Here is a 17,044-nt window from a genome sequence, read left to right as displayed (position 1 = left end):
ATTGAAGGAGGAACTATTATGAATAAAAACACAAGAAGATATCTTACATTCGGCGGCTCCGCTCTTATTTCTATTGGAGCCGTTGCTTTGATTCTCATAAACACCACCGGCGCAGTAGGTCAGGCCGCGGAGCCTGCATCCAGCACACCAACTTCTACTGAAGCGGAAGTATCGGTACCGGAAATAAAAGTTGTATCACAGGAATCTGAAAGCGGAAGTGCTTCCGCTTTTGTCCCTTCAAGCGGAGCAAGCGCGGCAGCGTCATTGACCACAATATCAAAACCGACATCCACACCTCCGAAGCCTACGCCCCCGGCCAGTTCAGCACTGACGGATAAGAACAAGAAGCCAAGCTATTCCGGCAAGCCGTCTGCCTCTAAAAAAGCGACAACCACTCCTAAAAACGGAGAAGTAAGAAATGGGAAAACGTGGATGGATGGCTTCGGATGGGTCGATGGCACAGGCGGTGGTGAAGGCACTGTCGTAAGCGGTATGCATGAGGGCGGTGAGCAAGTGGGAATCATGGATTGACCTGCCTTAAAAATTAAACATACAGTGGACATGGTGTTAACCGTGTCCTTTTCTTTTAGGAGGCTTAAAAGTATGCTTAAACGTATCATTTCCTTTTTACTATGTATATCCATCCTGTTTTCTCTTTCTTACCAATTCGTTTTTGCCGATCCGGGGGATGGAAACATGGAGGGAGGCGGTGGCGGAATGGGAAGCGGCACCGGCAGTAACTTCTGGCATGAAGGTGAAGACGGCACAAGAGTTACGGTTATAAAAGCCAGTGATAAATCTGTCGTTTCAAATTCTATTGATTTGACAAACTATAGCGAAACAGATGTAAAAGGACACTTTGGGAAAAAAAGCAAAATAGCTTATAAAAATGGTGCTACATTAACAGGGACAGCATCAACATACAAATATTCGAAACCCGATTCCCCAATGCCCCGCATCATCAGTAATGGCGGCAACGCAAATATTACTGCAATTAAACATTATTTTTGTTCCGAACTGATTCTCCGAAAGATTGCCGGACTGATTGGAGCAGATTATGAGAAGCTCATCAATGGAAACTACAAGCTACTCATCGAGCCTATTGCGTATTTTACCTTCAATGGCCAGAAATACGCAATGACGGCCACAGAAGCAGCGTTATATGACCAAAAACTAAGCGGTAAGTTGAGATCAAAGATGGTTTCTTTGACACATCAAAACTTGCCGCTTTCTTTATTTCTGGAAGCCTCTGATTTGGGATTCCCGGCTTATTCCGGCTCTGCATCAAAACCGCAGTCCGATTCAAATATTATTTCATCTCTGGGGTTAGGCATTGTCAAATTCAAGCCGGGTGGCGAGGATGATGACGGCGGGGACGGTGGAGGCAGCTCCACCAGCGCAGAGTACCGTGTAGACACAGACGTGATCACATCGGTTACATTGAGCGCCGACAACGAAATCAACCCTGACAGTCCGGCAAAGGTAACGTTCTCTATCATGGGCGGTACCTACACCGTTACCAATATTGTCATTCCCGAAGGAGAGTCGCAATTGGTGTGGGTAAAATGGCATACGCCCAGCTCTCCGCAGAGCGTTCATATCTCTGTGAGCGCCAGCAAAGGCTCTCTTAACACATCGTCCTTTACGGCCAACATTGTTTCTCTGGACGGGAAAGACCCGCCTGATCCGCAAGCCAACGACCGTAACGACTCCTTTTCCATACCGAGTTTACCGACAAACACGCAGCAGACAGGTAATTCATGGGGCGTATGGAGCGCCGAATGGTACCCGGTTTGGGTATGGCATGAAGATTGGGACTGGATTGAAGATTCCGGCTCACCGACAGGTGGTCATTGGAAGGACAATGGCGAGTGGGTTGATGAAGGGTACTGGAATTACAGCTTTACGAACTATCAGGCCGTCCTTTCCGCAAAAATAAGCCTGTTACCGGATGATAAGGTATGGAGTGCAAAGGGAAAGCTGATGCCGTCCGCATACGGTGTGAAAATCAGTGTAACCAGCGATATGACCTCCCCTGCCCCATCGTCCCATATTACCGGCGCACAGACGGCTGTAAGCTATTTCCCTGAGTTTCAGTACAAAACCTATTGGCGGCACCTTGCTTATTCTGCAGGAGGGGAATCTTCCTCATTCCAGTTTAAAAATAATATCTATTCCACCTATAACAGGCCTGTGCATTTCACCCCTCTATGGTTCCCGGACGGGAAATACACCGTTTACGCCTATCTGGAAGATGCATGGACGCCGGCCGGTATGTTGTCAATCAACCTGAACGACTATGTGACCATCAAAGGTTCAGTTTACGATAATTGGCATATTGGCCCAAAGCTGGTGGACTAATAAAACCATGGAAGGTGAAAATATTTGGATTTTATCTCATTTTTATGGGAATGTATTAAGGCAATCTGGATTCCAATAGCAATTCCTCTGATTATTATAGTAGGTGGAATTCTTTTTGCTATGTTTATCAATAAAGGGGGGACATAATTCACGAAGCTCTTCTGTGAAAGAACTTAACAAAAAGAAACCGCCCCAATTAAGGAGCGGTAACAGAGGGGTATAAATGAAAAAGATATATATGAATCCTCATATGGGACTTGTAAGCTCTTTGGAATGATTACAGTATAACGAGCCTATGTGAAATTGCCGTGAAGATTACGTTAAATTTCTGGTAAATTAAAAGTTACCCCTTATTACTAAGAATTCAAAAATCAGAGAAAACGCGAGAAATCAAGACATCGCATTTCTTAAACCCACACACAACATGTTGTGGTTTTGCTACCATATTTTTAGACCCCGAAAATCAGCTAATTTGAAAAATTGGCCGTTTTTCGGGGTTGACTTTTTTAGACGATCTGAGTGGTGCCTAATTATACAAAATAGCAGTTTGGGATAATGAGCAGAAGGGGGTATCAGAATGAAAAAGCAAACGCCGGAATCTCAAATAGCTGAATATGCACTGTGCATCAAAAAGGAACTTGAGCATTGGAATCATCTTTACCATATCGGAGGACAGGACCCATTTTGGCCTGACGGAACAGGACTGAATTTGACGAGGAATCATATTATTTCATACAAGATGGACATTCAAAAGCTTTGTGAAGAATATGAATTGCCGGTCCCTCCGGAAGCGGATTTCCCAACTCCCCGGGAAGTGGATAATAACTATATGGCGCAGGCCGAAATGATTCGAACAAAGGCAGAGGAAACATTGCAGGCTTACTTGAATGATTCTTCATATAAGAGTCTTATGAAACTGCAAGATGTCCTTTCCTCTGAACAGGCAAAAGATTGTTCCATAAATAGAATATTAGGTTATGTGAACTGGCTTCAACAAGCAATTTCACAGGATGATTTGGTGACAATGAGAAGGCATCTAGACCCGGAGCGATATCTGCACTCGTTTAAGGAATGTTTAGAAGCCGCTAAGAAGATCAAGGAAACCCCTGTTCCGCCGGGTACCCAATTATCGCTGCTTGACTGTATGCAGTGCTGCACCAGCATTGATGAAGAAGCAGTCGAGGCAATAGAGGAAGATCACATGTCGATGGGCTTATAAGCTGTTCGATTACAATTTCGCTTAATGAATTAGACGCATAAGAGTTTTAAAGGAGAGAACCAATGTGGAAGAGAACCAAAACGGTGTATTCCGTCATAGAAGAACAAATTTTTCAGCAGTTTCAAATATGGCTCTGCAGGATGAGCGGTTGTCCCTAAAGGCCAAAGGTCTTTATTCCCTTATTCAGTGCTACAACGGAAAACCAAACTACCGTCTATATAAACGTAATTTGCTCAAATTGTGCAAAGAAGGCTCTAAAGCTTTTGATTCAGCATGGAAAGAATTGAAGGACACGGGATATCTTAAAATTTATCGGATACCAAGCGGCGACAACGACAGATTCAAATATGAATATGATTTGTTGGACGAACCTGATCTGGATACTCCTTCGCTTATTAATCTGAATAAAAAGGGTGAAGTGATTCCCCCGAAAGCACCAAATATATCAAAGAAAGCTATGCCAGCGCCAGAAAATCCCCATACCCCCCAAAAGGGGGTATATGCCAATTCTGACATTTCCCATGCCCCCCTTTTCGTACCTAATGCGAATGGCAATATATGCGAACCGCATCCTATGCCAAATGGGGGTGAAAGACGTAATACTGATCCACGTAATACTGACCTACGCAATATTGAATCTATCATTCCATCTGATGGGTCGATAGATAAATTGCGCGAAGGTTTAAAAGAGCAGATTGAGTATGAGTACTTTGAGGAAAATTGTCCGGAAGATATTGCCGGCATCGAAACGATTGTCGGGTGTATGGCGGACATGCTCACATCTCCCTCCACCAAGATCAGCGGTGTCGTTCAGAGCCGGGAAGCTCTGAAAACATACATAGATCGAGTGGACAGCTGCACGCTGAGGGAATTTATGCAGGACATGAAAAGCAAGGATTTGTCAGAAGTGAAAAACGTAAATGCCTATTGGCGTTCTTCCTTCATCAACTTTCTCCGGGCGCAGGAATTACTGAAACTGCAAATTTAGAATGACTTTTAAAGTTTAATACACATCGAATTACCGGTATAAAAGCCGGTTATTTTTATATCTCAAATAAAAAGGAGACAGACGATTATGAGTATTAAAATTGCAATTACCTACGAAAAAGGCGGCGTTGCCAAAACAACCACCGCTGTGAATGTGGCTGCGATCCTTGCCGACAGAGGATACAAAGTCTTGTTAGTTGACCTTGACCATCAGAGTTATGCTACCAGCTACTATGCCCGGTATGACGATACCAAACCGGGCATCTTTGAACTGATGCAGGGAGCTGCGGAAGCGGAGCAGGTAATTATTCCTTCCGGAATTTCAAATCTGGATATGGTACCTTCTACCTACTCCTTCCGCGCCATGGAAACTGTTCTGATGATGAAGATATCGCGCCAGGAATACACTCTCCAAAACGCTCTGAAGGATGTTGAAAGCAATTATGACTTTATCCTGATGGACTGCCCGCCGAGTGGTGACAGGGTAAAAACAAACGCCCTTGCCTTTGCCGACTACTTGATACTCCCCACCATTCCCGATGATTACGCCGTACATGGCCTCCAGTGTATGGCGGAAACAATTGTGGATATCAAGCAGGGTGTCAACCCGAAGCTGCAGGTGCTGGGAGTTCTCATCACCATTGATGAGAGAACGGCCAACAAGATGGCCTACAAAGAAGCACTTCAAAATCAGGATATTTTCCCCTGCTTTAAGACCGCGATCCGGAAGAACACAAAACTTTCGGAAGCCATCAATGCCCATCAGCCGATCAATCTCTATGAGCCGAAAAGCAACGGCAATATAGATTACAATGCTCTGACGGATGAAATCGTGGAGCTGGTGACAAGATGAAAACCACTTTTTTCTGTAAATGCGGAAAGTCTTTTCAGAAAAATACACCGGCTGATACTACAGGGTATCGTCTATCTGGCTATGGAGAAGGACATGCATGTTATGGCTGTCCTTTTATCATTCCTATTTACGACGGATGGCCAAATAAAAAAGTGACCGCATATGAATGCCGGTGCAGCAGGCGGCTGGAATACGACAGCTATGCACAACTATATCCCGATAGTAAAAGCGTTGGCAGTATCTACAGCCTCGACTTTGAGTTTTTAAAACGAATTCAGGCTTATGCGGATGGGTTGGATGGTTTAATGCCGTCTCACAGCTCTTTTTCAAGCCGGCCAGCCGATTATGGGAGCGATGGAAGATATAGGCTAGCTATATATCCGGAACAAAACAAAAAAGGAATCCGGGCAAAGCAGCTCATCCTTGAAGAATTCTTCAATTCAGATGGGAGCAGAAAAGACGTTTTGCCCGCAGAAGAAAAGCAGATCGTATTAAGGCAAATAGAGGAGGCAAAAGCTATGGGAAAAATCAACGTCGGCAATATTACGGCAGGTCTTAATAAAGTAAAATCTCTGACAGAAGCATTGTCAAAGGTCTCGCACCACGAAATGATTCCGGTAGAATACATTGAGCCGGCAGATAATAATCCGTTTGCTGAAAACGATACAGACGAAAGCCGGTATGAACTTGCAATGAGTATTCAGGCGAACGGCCTTTTGGAACCGCTTGTCCTCAATAAAAAATCCGACACCTGCTATAAGCTGGTTGCCGGGGAGCATCGCTTCACAGCAATCAGGCAATATCTTCCGGAATTCAAAAATATTTCGTCTATGGTCTTTGAAGGTATCTCCGATGATGAGGCCCAGCTGAAACTGTACGAAGCCAACCGACAAAGAGAGTACACTTCTGAGCAGAAATTCAAGCGTTATCGGGAACTTGAACTTTTGCTGACCCGGATGAAGGAATCTGGAAGCTATCACGGCCCTATCCAAAAGGGCCTGGCGGAACTGCTGGGCGTCAGCACTCGGCAGATCAGAAAATATAAAGGCATCCTACAAAATCTTTCCGAGGAAGATCAGCAACAGGTTATGAAAGGAGAACTCAGCGTTGACACCGCTTACCAAATTGTCCAATCACAAAAAGAAGAACGGCAGATGTCTGTGATTGACAGCATGAATGAATACCTTTGCGAAGATCATCTTGATAAAGTGGTTGCAAACACCACAGGCCCTGTGCGAGAGGAAAATAACAGTGCAGCCGGCGCCTTTCTTTTTGCTGATAAACAAAGTATTTCCAGTCAAAGCAATACTCCAACCGAAATGGCCACAAAGAATACAAAAAGCGGAAGTGCTTCCGGTTTTAGCGATTCCTATTGGAAATCAAAAATAGAGTTTGCCATCAAACGCCACTATGATGCTGAGCGAATTTTCCAGTTTTATACCTTCCAGGTACCCACAATAGCGGAAGCAATTAAAGAAATCCTCAAGCCCTCTTGTGGTTATTCCGGTGGAAGTGTGATGTTTCCGGACGGAGTCCATGGCGATTGTACATGTCGCTCATCCCATATGGATATTGAGTATAACAGGAAACACCTGCAGCTCACCTATTCTCAGGTGGATGGTTATGTGAGGGAAATGATACGAAGTGGGAAGCTGCTTACTAAAGAGGAAGAATCTAAACTGATTAGAAAGCGGTTAAAACTGAATGATACTTCTAAGCAATCCATGGACGAGAAAATTGACTGAAACCGGAAGTGCTTCCGGTTTTTATAAGGAGAATAACAATGCAAATAACAAAAGTAAAAGTCAGGCTGATTCCTGACAAACCCCGCCTTAAGGGGGTTTCCAGTATCACTTTGGACGGCGATCTCACAATAAACGATATTAAAATTATCCAATCGGACGGCCGCTTTTTCGCTGAATTTCCTAAACACCAGTTTGCAAAGAAAAATCATTTGGAATACATTGTTCCACTCAACCCCAAGACACGCCACATGATTGAAGGAGCCCTTCTGCAGGAATACTGGAGAGTTATTACAAAAGAAAGGAATGCCGAAATTCACGCAGGTTAAAATTCCTGTTTCCTGCCGCTGCCGGGTTCCCTTTATAAAAACGCCGCCATAGTAATGCAATTCTACTTTACGCAGACATTACTATGAAGGTTTTCAATATTTTAGGCCGGAGTCTTAATTAACTCAGGTCGGGCAGTTTGCAAGACGTCCAACGCATCCTGATAATTGTTCATCCAGAGCTGCATTTCCGGACGTGTCAGCACTACAGGCATACGGTTATGGATTTCTGACATGGAAACATTTGCTTCGGTCGTCAGGATCGCAAACCGACGCTCCCCGTCAAAATCATTCCATAGTCCAGCCATATAGAGCGCACCTGATTCAGGAAGATTAAACTGATATTTTGTTTTCGGGCCATTGTGCGACCATTCATAAAATCCGGTACACGGGATGATACAGCGTTTTGTTTCAAGGCTACGCCGAAACATTGGCTTTTCCGGAGCAGTTTCTGCCCGCGCGTTTATGACGACTCCCTTATTGCGAAAATTCGGAAACCCCCACTTTACGGCATCAGGGGTAATGATCCCTTGTTCCTGAATCAGTACCGGGGCCTTGTCTGTCGGGAATATTTCACCGGTTTTCATCTCTCCGTTTACTTTGCGCTGAACCTCGTCAATAATGTCACGGATATCCTGCATTTCTGTATCGCTGAAAAGTACATACCGTCCGCACATGGTTATCACCCCACATTTAGTTTATCACCTTTGGCTTCTACAAACCATTTGTTTTCTTCCAGCCAAATATATTTTTTGCGCCCTTGTATCATGCAGGTGTAACGTATTCCCGCTCCTCCGGCTTTCAGAGACGCACACGGCCGTATATCAACTACCCGGTCTATTTCATAGAGTTCCCCTTCATTCCAATGGATGGCCAGAGGCATGATTGTTCCATCTTCAAGATATTTTACGATCATTTCCACGTATTTTTTATATGCCACTGATACCCCTCCATTAGAAATATCCAACCGGATGAATGGTGTGATCTTTTTTAGGATCAAATCCTGATAACTGTGTATCCGTCAGCAATACGGCCGGTTGTACCACATAACTGCCAAAGCGGTTCTTTAACCGATCTACAGTTGTGTCTAAATGCTCTTTACGCTCCCTGCTGCGCTCGTCGCAATACAGATCTGTTTGTGTCGGCATGGTATCGCATACCAAATCAGTGATGCTGATTCCAATGCTGCGGATGGGCTTGTACCAGCGATAATGCTTCCGAAAAAGTTCCAATCCGGCCCGAGCTATTTCGGAAGTGATACTGGTATAACTTTTGAGCGTGTGTTGGCGCGTGAAAGAGGACAGCTCATTGTCCCTTACGCTGATGCAGACCGTCCGACCTTTGAATCCCTGCTCCCTCAGTCTGCGAGCAACACTGTCGGCCAGTACATACAGGATAATTTTCACATCCGCATCGTTTTCCAGATCACGGGGCGTGGTCGTGGAGTTGCCGATGGACTTTACAAGCGGAGAATTATCAAACACAGCAACAGGCGAACTATCATAACCATTACTAAAACAATGAAGAACATCGCCCCATTTTCCGAAATTGGAACAGAGGATTTCCCTAGGGGTATCCGCAAGCTCTCCAATTGTATGAATGCCGAAATTAGTAAGTTTTCGCTGGGTAGACCGACCAACATAAAGCAGATCACCTACCGGCAATGGCCATGCAATATCTTTAAAGTTATCTTTCCCAATCCATGTGATGGCATCAGGCTTTTTGTAATCTGAGCCTAATTTAGCAAATATCTTGTTAAAGGAAACTCCAATGGAAACCGTAATGCCAAGTTCATACTTAATTCGGGCGCTGATTTCTTTTGCAATGGTCATGCCATCGCCCTTGACTACGCTGCTGGTAACATCAAGCCAGCATTCGTCCAAGCCAAACGGTTCCACCTGATCGGTATAGTCCATATAAATCTGTCTGGCAAGCTTTGAAAACCTCATATACAATTCGAACCGGGGCGGCACGATGACAAGTTCAGGACATTTTTGCCTAGCTTGCCACAGTGCTTCGCCGGTTTTTATATTATATTTTTTGGCAATCTGATTTTTTGCGAGGATGATGCCGTGCCTTTGCTCAACATCCCCGCCGACTGCCACCGGCTTGTTGCGTATCTCCGGATGATGCAAACATTCAACCGAGGCGTAGAAGCTGTTGCAGTCGCTATGCAAAATAACGCGTTCCATACTGTCACCACACAAACAATTGTTCTATTATATGCGCATTAAGTATAGAACATGTGTTCTTATATGTCAATGGTTAATTCTGAGAAACCGGAAGTACTTCCGGTTTTTACTATTATATCTATATCGAGGAGTGATTCTGTGTTTGGAGCAAAACGAAAAACAGTTTTAGAGCAAACCGCCGAAATTGAGATTCCCAAAAGCATTCCGGAGCCATATAAGGATGAGCCAGCCCAATGGGAAAGCCTTTCCGATGAAGAAAGGCTCTCTTTATGGTATAGCATGGGTCAAGCAGCACCGAAAATCCCGGACGGGACAGATATCGGAGAGTGGTTTGAAGCCGCCGCGTCCAAAGGCGATGCGCGGGCAATGTATGTGCTGGGGAAAATGTATTACAAGGGGATCCGAAAAGAAGCAAATCCCCTTCATGCGGGAACATGGTATTCCAGGGCTTCTGCAGCCGCAAATCCCTTTGCGGATTATGAGCTTGCTAAAATGAGCGAGTTTGGTTTTGGAATGGTCAAGGATACTTCTTTAGCATCCGAACTGTACGAAAATGCTTACGGCGCCTTTTTAAAAATGGAGGAAAAAGCGCCAAATAAAATTATTGAACTGAAATTGGCAATTCTGTGTGAAAACAACCTCATTAACGAGGCTGATCCGGCTGCAGCAAAGCACTGGCGGGAGCTGGCCACCGTTCAGCCGGTCGTTCCGAAACCTGAAATCAATTCCCGTCCTATTTCACCTGACAAAACAGGAAAACCCGATCAAAAGCCCCAAGCGGAAATGGAGAATCGGGTTTCTGACGTCTTGAAGTCAGGCACACCGCAAGACGTCCCTGTTGAATACATTGTGCCTGCTGAACGAAATCCCTACGCAAAGGGCGATACCGAGGAAGAAATTTACAACCTAGCCATGAGCATTCAGATAAACGGACTGATCTATCCTCTGCTCCTAAATAAAATTACTGATACCGAATACCGGATCATTGCCGGTGAAAAAAGGTATAAAGCAATCACCCGGTATCTGCATTGGGATACCATTCCAAGCACCGTGCATGAACATCTATCCCCCAATGCGGCGCAGCTCATGCTTCACGCCGCGAATCTGGACGTCCGCGAATACACATCAGGACAAAAATTGCAATTTTACATTGATGCCGAGCAGCTCTTATGTGATATGAAAGATTCCGGAGAATATACCGGCGCAATTCAAAAGGGCATTTCCGAAATGCTGGGGATATCCACCCATCAAGTCCGCAAATACAAACGGATTGTAGAAGCTTTATCGGATAAACAATTACAAAAGGTAATGGACGGGAATATCAGCATAGAAAGGGCCTATAAATTAGCTCAGTCTGCTTCCGTAGAGAAACCGGACGCGGCAGAAGAACCGGAATCCGGACGCACGTCCGCTTTTACAGAGAAACCGGACGCGATGAAAGAACTGAAATCCGGACGCACGTCCGCTTTTACAGAGAAACCGGATGCGATGGAAGAACTGAAATCCGGACGCACGTCCGCTTTTGCAGAAAAACCGGACGCGATAGAAGAACCGGATCCCGGACGCACGTCCGCTTTCAAAGATCCCGGAAGTTACAAAGAAACTGTATCTATGTTACGGATGCTGCCTTTTGCTCCCGGCGATATTTGCGCAGTGCTGGAAGGCGATCAGGTGCGGGATGGCATCATCGACCGGATTGAGTTATATGAATGCGCGTTAGTATTGTCGGTTATGGTAAACAATGTTCGAAAGTCATACCCGGTATCCAAAATAGGAGTCAATATTTACATCGGCGAGGGCTGCTTCGATACAGCCGAAAGGGCGGTGAAAGCATCCTGATCTTATAATCCGGCGCTCTGTTTTTACACAGGGTGCTTTTCATATAGATTTTATTCCAGCAGGAAGGAAGGTGACTAAAGCGGAAGGACTTCCGCTTTTCCATAAAAACTGAAAATATCGGAGGTATTAAAATGAAAAAAACAGGTCAGAAAATTCGGTCTATTGTAAATAACTTTGCAATTAAATGCAGGGAATCTTTATTTGCAAAGAAAATTCTTTGCAACCAGAACGGAAGCGGAATTGTCGAATACGCGGGAATTGCCGCCGCAGTCCTCATCCTGATTGTGGTAGTCATACTGCCGCTCATGAAAACCATGTTTAACACTGATATCTTTCCGGGGTTGACCACAGCAGTCGAAAATATCTTTAAGTTTACCTGATGCCTTGCTTACTGTACTGCATTCCCCATAACCCTGCGCATATTGTAAAAGGACTGGCTTTTGTGGTCATCCTGTCCATTGCGTCGTACAGAGACGCCAAAACCCATGAAATCCCGGATTTGATTCATGTTCTTCTGTTAATAGACGGCCTGATTCTGCTGGAACCACAAAAAGCGGTTACCGGCTTTTTTATTGTTTCCGTCCTGTTTTACCTGATAGCCGTACTTACTCACGGAGGAATCGGCGGCGGGGACATCAAACTGATAGCGGCGGCAGGATGGGTTTTGGGGCCGGTCGGAGTCATCATCGGCACAGTCATAGGCTCCGTATTGCTCGTATTGACATACTTATTGATCTATTTTCGCCGGGATCCCCGGCACAAACGGTATGCGCTGGCACCCTATTTATCCATAGGGTGCTTTGCCGCGTATTTACTGACTTCATAGGAGGTATATAAATGAAGTTTTTTCGCAACCGAATATTTGTAGGCACTTTAAGCCTGCTGGTAGCCGCCTTTGTGTGCTTTGTCCTTGCGCCGACAGTTAACCAGGCTACCAACCGTCAAACAGAAATTATCCGTGTAGTGAAAGCGATCCCGGAAGGCACCGCAATAACAAAGGACATGATCCAGACAGTGAAAGTCGGCGGGTTTAACCTTCCGCAGAACATCATCAACGATGAAAAGAACGCAATCGGAAAATATACCACGGCAGCATTGGACACCGGGGATTATATCCTGACTTCCAAAGTTTCAGATACCGTAAAGAGCGCCTATCTCTCCGCTTTGGACGGAGAAAAAGAAGCAATTTCCATCTCCATCAAATCATTCGCGGCGGGCCTATCCGGAAAGCTGCAGTCCGGCGACATTGTTTCTCTGATTGTGAGTGATTATGGGGACACCAAGCAAACCGTTGCACCCGCAGAGCTGCGGTATGTGCTGCTGCTGGCGGCTACGACTGCCAAAGGCACGGACACCGATCAAAAGCAGAGCTCCGAGAAAAAGGATACAGAGAATGACGAGGACAATATTCCCGCCACTCTTACTCTGCTGGTCACCCCGGAACAGGCGACAAAGCTCGTTGATTACGAAACCAACGGAAAGCTGTACGCCACCCTTGTGTACAGGGGATCAGAGGAAAATTCACAAAGGTATCTGAAAATGCAGGATGATTATCTCAGCCAGCAGCCTACGGGCAGTGTGACCGGGACAGGAGGTGTTTCCTCCGATGGACAATAAAAAAATTACTGCCGTGTGGGGAAGCCCCGGAAGCGGGGCTACTACCACAAGCATCAAAGTAGCAAGGGAATTAGCTAAAAACAGCAACGTTGTACTTATTCTGACTGATGAGGTAACGCCGTCAATCTCGTTGGCTGCCCCGCCTTCCGGCGAAACAAAATCCCTGGGGCATCTGCTCACCCAGCCCACCATGACGTCCATTTCTGTTTTTCAACACCTCATCCCCGCAGGACGGAATCTAAGCCTGTTGGGGTATCAGAGCGGAGAAAACGAAATTACTTACGGCGAGTATAAAGAAAAACGCGTGCTGGACTTGCTTTCCATATTGAGCGGCACCGCCGACCATGTTGTGATCGACTGCTATCACCATCTGCTGACCAATGTTTTCACGGCGGTCGCGCTGGAAGCGGCAAAGACCGTACTGCGGGTAACGAACGCTGACCCGAAAAGCCTGCTCTACCTTAAATCGCAAAGGCCGTATCTCGCGGAAGAACGGTTTCACTACGACCGCCATGTCAATATCATAAACAACATACTTCCATCACAGCCGGTGCGCACCTATGAGGATGCCCTGGGGGGAAAAGCCTACCTTCTTCCGCATCTGGACGCCCTGAAAGCACAGTTTGATGAAGTGCGGTTATTGGAATCCTTCTCCGGCAGGGAGGCAAAGCAATATGAACCGGTTATTCGGAATATCATAAAGGAGGAGATTTTGGTTGATTAAAAACACAGAACTGTTTATGAGCCGGCAGAACAGTATGGATTTTCCTGAGCTGCTGGAAAAAGTACAGGGATACATGTCGGAACAGTATAAAGAGCTGTTGTCCGGAGAGGGAAATGACCGCAAAGACATGCTGATCTCCGCAATTCGGCAGTTTTTGATGGATAATCGGCTGAGTGTGGACGGTATGAACCCGGAACAGCTGACAAACCGGCTGTACCGGGAAATGGCAGAATATAGTTTCTTGACGCCTTATCTAAATTATGAAATCTCCAATGTGGAAGGAATTGAAATCAATTCCTGGGACTGCATATGGGTAAAGTTTGCCGGTTCGAGAATGGAACCGGCAAAAGGACAATTTTTATCCCCAAAGCACGCGCGGGATGTACTTACCCGGCTATTGCACCAGTCTAAAATTAATATGGACTATGCCTGTCCTCTTGTCCGGGGGCATCTGGATAAAAACATCCGTATTACCGTAAATGGCGGCTTTGAAACACTGGATGATGATGTCGGTATTGCCGCGAGCATCCGGTTTGTAAACCCGAACCATCTCAAAAAAGAAGACCTGATAAAATTTGGCACACTGACTCCAGAAATGATGGAGTTTCTCATTGCCTTGTACCGTTACGGCATATCCCTGATGCTGGCTGGGGAAACCGACGCCGGCAAAACAACCCTGATGGCCATCATCATGGCGGCGGCAGTATTGTACAGCAAAAAGTTATACACCATAGAGAACGGAACGAGAGAATTCGATCTCATTGTAAGAGATACGGCTGATCGGATACTGAACAGTGTCATCCACACCGTCACGCGGGAATCCGAAGACCTAAAACAAGCTATCACCCAGCAAATGCTGCTGGAACAGGGCATGACGATGAATCCGGATTATATCTGTATGGCCGAAGTCAAAGGCTCCGAAGCGTTTGAGACGATCGAAGCCGCCCTCACCGGGCATCCTGTAATCGGCACAACACATACGGACAGTGCCGAAACCATACCGGACAGGCTGGTACAGCTCGCAAGTATCAAAGGAACGACCCTCAGTGACAAAACCCTTTATTCCATGGCGGTGAAAGCATTCCCCATTCTTTTTTATTCCGAAAAAATGGCGGATGGCGTTCGCCGTGTTACACAAATCTGCGAATGCACGCTGGAAAATGACCGGCCAAAGGTTACTCCCTTATGGCGGTACGATACAAAATATAACGAAGTTGTTAATGGAAAGACGGTTATACATGGGGAATTCATAAAGTGTGGAACGATTTCTGTGCAGATGCAGAAGCGTCTGCGCAGAAAGGGCATTCCGGAAGATCTTCTTCAATCGTTCCTGAAAGGAGGACAGGAAAAATGAGCCTATTTTACTTTATGGGCTTTGCGGCCTTTTACACGGGAGTGTTTCTGCTGCTGGATATTCAGCCAACCGAGTTTGCAAAGAGCCTGAAAAGCATAGTGTTTGCTATGCGGCCGCACCGAAAGCTCAGCATGAAAGAGCAGATCAGACGGAGCATGAAGAAACATGAACCGCGTGGGATCCAGCAAATGTTATTGGAATCCAAATCCGTGCTGGAGCTGACGCACCGGACAGACCGTTTGCCAAAGTATGTGTTGGCATCGGTCGTTTTTTTTACCATCGGCGTCCTGATCAGCCTCATCATGGGGAATTACTTTTTAACGCCTGTTTTGGCAGGGGGCCTTGCCCTTATACCCTGGCTTACGATTCTTGCAACGGCAACAAAGTTCAAACGGCAGCTCAACGATGAATTGGAAACCGCGCTGAACATGATTACCTCGTCGTATAACCGCACTGATAATATCCTCGTGGCAATCCGGGAGAATGTAAATTCTTTGCAGTACCCTGTAAAGGAAGTATTTGAAAAGTTTCTCGTCCAGTCCAGTATGATTTCAACAGACATTCCGGCTCTGCTGGAAGAAATGAGGAACAGCATTGACAATGCGGTCTTTAAGGAATGGGTGGATCAAATTATCCTGTGTCAAGATAACCGTACCTTGAAGAGTACGCTGCAGCCCATCGTGGGAAAGCTGTCAGAAGTTCGGGAAGTGTCGGGAGATCTGAACAATATGATGTATGAACCGTTAAAAGAATTTCTCAGCATGGCCGTCCTGACTGTCATGAATTTTCCCTTGTTTCGTACCATCAACATCGAGTGGTACAATACCCTGATGCACACGACAGGCGGGCAGCTGATTGTCACCGTTATCTTTACTGTGATTTTCGTGTCCTTGATAGCGGTTGTGAGAAATACACGCCCGGTTGAGTACAGGAGGTAATTACTATGACATCGACAATGATAGGGGCCGGTATCTTTACGGCGGCAGGCTGCTATTTTATCCTCAGCGATCTGCTGCGTATGCCCACTTTGGAAGCGACGCGGGCAGCTTTGAAGTTGACACAGAACCAGAAGGCAAGAGGATATCACGCCCTGCTCCGACAGTGGGCCGGTATCCTTGCGAAATATATCCGGCTTGACGAATACCGCCGCCGGTCAATGGCGACGACATTGAAATACGCCGGAATAGAGCTGTCTCCGGAAGCTTACCTGTCGGACATTATTGTCAAAACCGGAGTTCGACTTTTGCTTGTGATTCCCTGCTATTGGATATCCCCATTACTGGTTCCGGTAGTTCTGATTCTGGCGATTAACAAGTTTTGGGACAGCACCAAGGCGGCGGAAAAAATCGCAGCAGATAAAAGAAAAAGTATCGAACGGGAGCTGCCCCGGTTCGTGGCGACCATCGCACAAGAGATTAGCGCCACAAGGGACGTGCTGTCTCTGCTGGAAGGCTACCGTGAAAGCGCCGGGCCGGTATTTAAAAACGAGTTGGAAATCACGATTGCCGATATGAAGTCCGGTTCACAGGAGCAGGGACTGAACCATCTTTCCGGAAGAGTGGGAAGCGGGATGCTTAGTGAGGTAGTGCGTGGGCTGCTGACCGTCCTGAACGGAAGCAACGGAGAAATTCAGTTTGCTATGCTGAGTCACGACTATCAAAAACTGGAAATACAGGCGCTTCGGAAGGAAGCGCAGAAACGTCCCGGTAAACTGAAAAAATACTCTTATCTTCTTCTCGCCTGCATTATCGGCACCTACTTATTCGTTGTTTTCAAGCAGGTGGGCAGCTACCTTGGAACCTTGTTTTAATCTACAGAAAAGGAGTAAAC

At 46.0% G+C, this 17,044-nt stretch carries 18 protein-coding genes; 15 read left to right on the top strand and 3 right to left on the bottom strand.

Annotated features, from left to right (window positions below):
* Window positions 1-18: 18 nt before the first annotated feature.
* The 7 genes from J5W02_RS10250 (at window position 19) to J5W02_RS10220 (ending at window position 7,491) form a co-directional block, all read left to right on the top strand.
* Window positions 19-531, top strand: coding sequence for a DUF6550 family protein (locus J5W02_RS10250; RefSeq protein WP_219965582.1), 513 nt, complete (start codon window positions 19-21; stop codon window positions 529-531).
* Between the two features lie 186 nt (window positions 532-717).
* A complete protein-coding gene (locus tag J5W02_RS10245; RefSeq protein ID WP_330659728.1) occupies window positions 718-2,361 on the top strand; it encodes a hypothetical protein in 1,644 nt (547 codons plus the stop codon).
* Between the two features lie 577 nt (window positions 2,362-2,938).
* Window positions 2,939-3,580 (top strand): hypothetical protein, encoded by a 642-nt coding sequence (locus J5W02_RS10240; RefSeq protein ID WP_219965581.1) that lies wholly within the window; start codon window positions 2,939-2,941, stop codon window positions 3,578-3,580.
* A 64-nt stretch (window positions 3,581-3,644) separates the two neighbouring features.
* Window positions 3,645-4,568 (top strand): hypothetical protein, encoded by a 924-nt coding sequence (locus J5W02_RS10235; RefSeq protein WP_219965580.1) that lies wholly within the window; start codon window positions 3,645-3,647, stop codon window positions 4,566-4,568.
* Between the two features lie 87 nt (window positions 4,569-4,655).
* On the top strand, window positions 4,656-5,420 hold the full coding sequence (locus J5W02_RS10230; protein WP_219965579.1) for a ParA family protein: 765 nt from the start codon (window positions 4,656-4,658) through the stop codon (window positions 5,418-5,420).
* Between the two features lie 518 nt (window positions 5,421-5,938).
* Window positions 5,939-7,165 (top strand): ParB/RepB/Spo0J family partition protein, encoded by a 1,227-nt coding sequence (locus J5W02_RS10225; RefSeq protein WP_219965578.1) that lies wholly within the window; start codon window positions 5,939-5,941, stop codon window positions 7,163-7,165.
* A 38-nt stretch (window positions 7,166-7,203) separates the two neighbouring features.
* Entirely contained in the window at window positions 7,204-7,491 is a 288-nt protein-coding gene (locus tag J5W02_RS10220) for a septation protein SpoVG family protein (RefSeq protein WP_219965577.1), read from the top strand.
* Window positions 7,492-7,592: 101 nt separating this feature from the next.
* On the opposite strand, the gene J5W02_RS10215 is transcribed toward J5W02_RS10220, so the two are convergent.
* From J5W02_RS10215 to dinB, 3 genes are read right to left on the bottom strand one after another with little or no spacing between them, the layout of a single operon-like run.
* Window positions 7,593-8,165 carry an SOS response-associated peptidase gene (locus tag J5W02_RS10215; RefSeq protein ID WP_219965576.1) on the bottom strand — a complete coding sequence of 191 codons (573 nt, stop codon included), beginning with the start codon at window positions 8,163-8,165 and terminating at the stop codon, window positions 7,593-7,595.
* A 5-nt stretch (window positions 8,166-8,170) separates the two neighbouring features.
* Entirely contained in the window at window positions 8,171-8,428 is a 258-nt protein-coding gene (locus J5W02_RS10210; RefSeq protein ID WP_219965575.1) for a hypothetical protein, read from the bottom strand.
* A 13-nt stretch (window positions 8,429-8,441) separates the two neighbouring features.
* On the bottom strand, window positions 8,442-9,680 hold the full coding sequence (gene dinB / locus J5W02_RS10205; protein ID WP_219965574.1) for a DNA polymerase IV: 1,239 nt from the start codon (window positions 9,678-9,680) through the stop codon (window positions 8,442-8,444).
* Window positions 9,681-9,818: 138 nt separating this feature from the next.
* Here dinB and J5W02_RS14835 point away from each other — a divergent pair, with 138 nt between their 5' ends.
* The 8 genes from J5W02_RS14835 (at window position 9,819) to J5W02_RS10165 (ending at window position 17,024) form a co-directional block, all read left to right on the top strand.
* Window positions 9,819-11,519 (top strand): ParB N-terminal domain-containing protein, encoded by a 1,701-nt coding sequence (locus J5W02_RS14835; RefSeq protein ID WP_219965573.1) that lies wholly within the window; start codon window positions 9,819-9,821, stop codon window positions 11,517-11,519.
* Between the two features lie 131 nt (window positions 11,520-11,650).
* Window positions 11,651-11,899 carry a hypothetical protein gene (locus J5W02_RS10195; RefSeq protein ID WP_219965572.1) on the top strand — a complete coding sequence of 83 codons (249 nt, stop codon included), beginning with the start codon at window positions 11,651-11,653 and terminating at the stop codon, window positions 11,897-11,899.
* Window positions 11,899-12,345, top strand: a complete 447-nt coding sequence (locus J5W02_RS10190; RefSeq protein WP_219965571.1) for a prepilin peptidase — start codon at window positions 11,899-11,901, stop codon at window positions 12,343-12,345. Before J5W02_RS10195 ends, J5W02_RS10190 begins: the two co-directional genes overlap by 1 nt.
* Before the next feature lie 11 nt (window positions 12,346-12,356).
* Window positions 12,357-13,136 (top strand): Flp pilus assembly protein CpaB, encoded by a 780-nt coding sequence (gene cpaB, locus J5W02_RS10185; RefSeq protein WP_219965570.1) that lies wholly within the window; start codon window positions 12,357-12,359, stop codon window positions 13,134-13,136.
* Window positions 13,126-13,860 (top strand): P-loop NTPase family protein, encoded by a 735-nt coding sequence (locus J5W02_RS10180; RefSeq protein WP_219965569.1) that lies wholly within the window; start codon window positions 13,126-13,128, stop codon window positions 13,858-13,860. The genes cpaB and J5W02_RS10180 overlap by 11 nt, the downstream gene beginning before the upstream one ends.
* On the top strand, window positions 13,853-15,214 hold the full coding sequence (locus J5W02_RS10175) for a CpaF/VirB11 family protein (RefSeq protein WP_255575677.1): 1,362 nt from the start codon (window positions 13,853-13,855) through the stop codon (window positions 15,212-15,214). The genes J5W02_RS10180 and J5W02_RS10175 overlap by 8 nt, the downstream gene beginning before the upstream one ends.
* Window positions 15,211-16,152 (top strand): type II secretion system F family protein, encoded by a 942-nt coding sequence (locus J5W02_RS10170; RefSeq protein WP_219965568.1) that lies wholly within the window; start codon window positions 15,211-15,213, stop codon window positions 16,150-16,152. Before J5W02_RS10175 ends, J5W02_RS10170 begins: the two co-directional genes overlap by 4 nt.
* Before the next feature lie 5 nt (window positions 16,153-16,157).
* Entirely contained in the window at window positions 16,158-17,024 is an 867-nt protein-coding gene (locus J5W02_RS10165; RefSeq protein WP_219965567.1) for a secretion protein F, read from the top strand.
* The last annotated feature ends 20 nt before the right edge of the window (window positions 17,025-17,044 follow it).

The organism is Caproiciproducens faecalis, from assembly GCF_019448085.1.
Lineage (GTDB): Bacteria > Bacillota > Clostridia > Oscillospirales > Acutalibacteraceae > Caproiciproducens > Caproiciproducens faecalis.
This window is presented reverse-complemented; position numbering and strand designations above follow the sequence as displayed.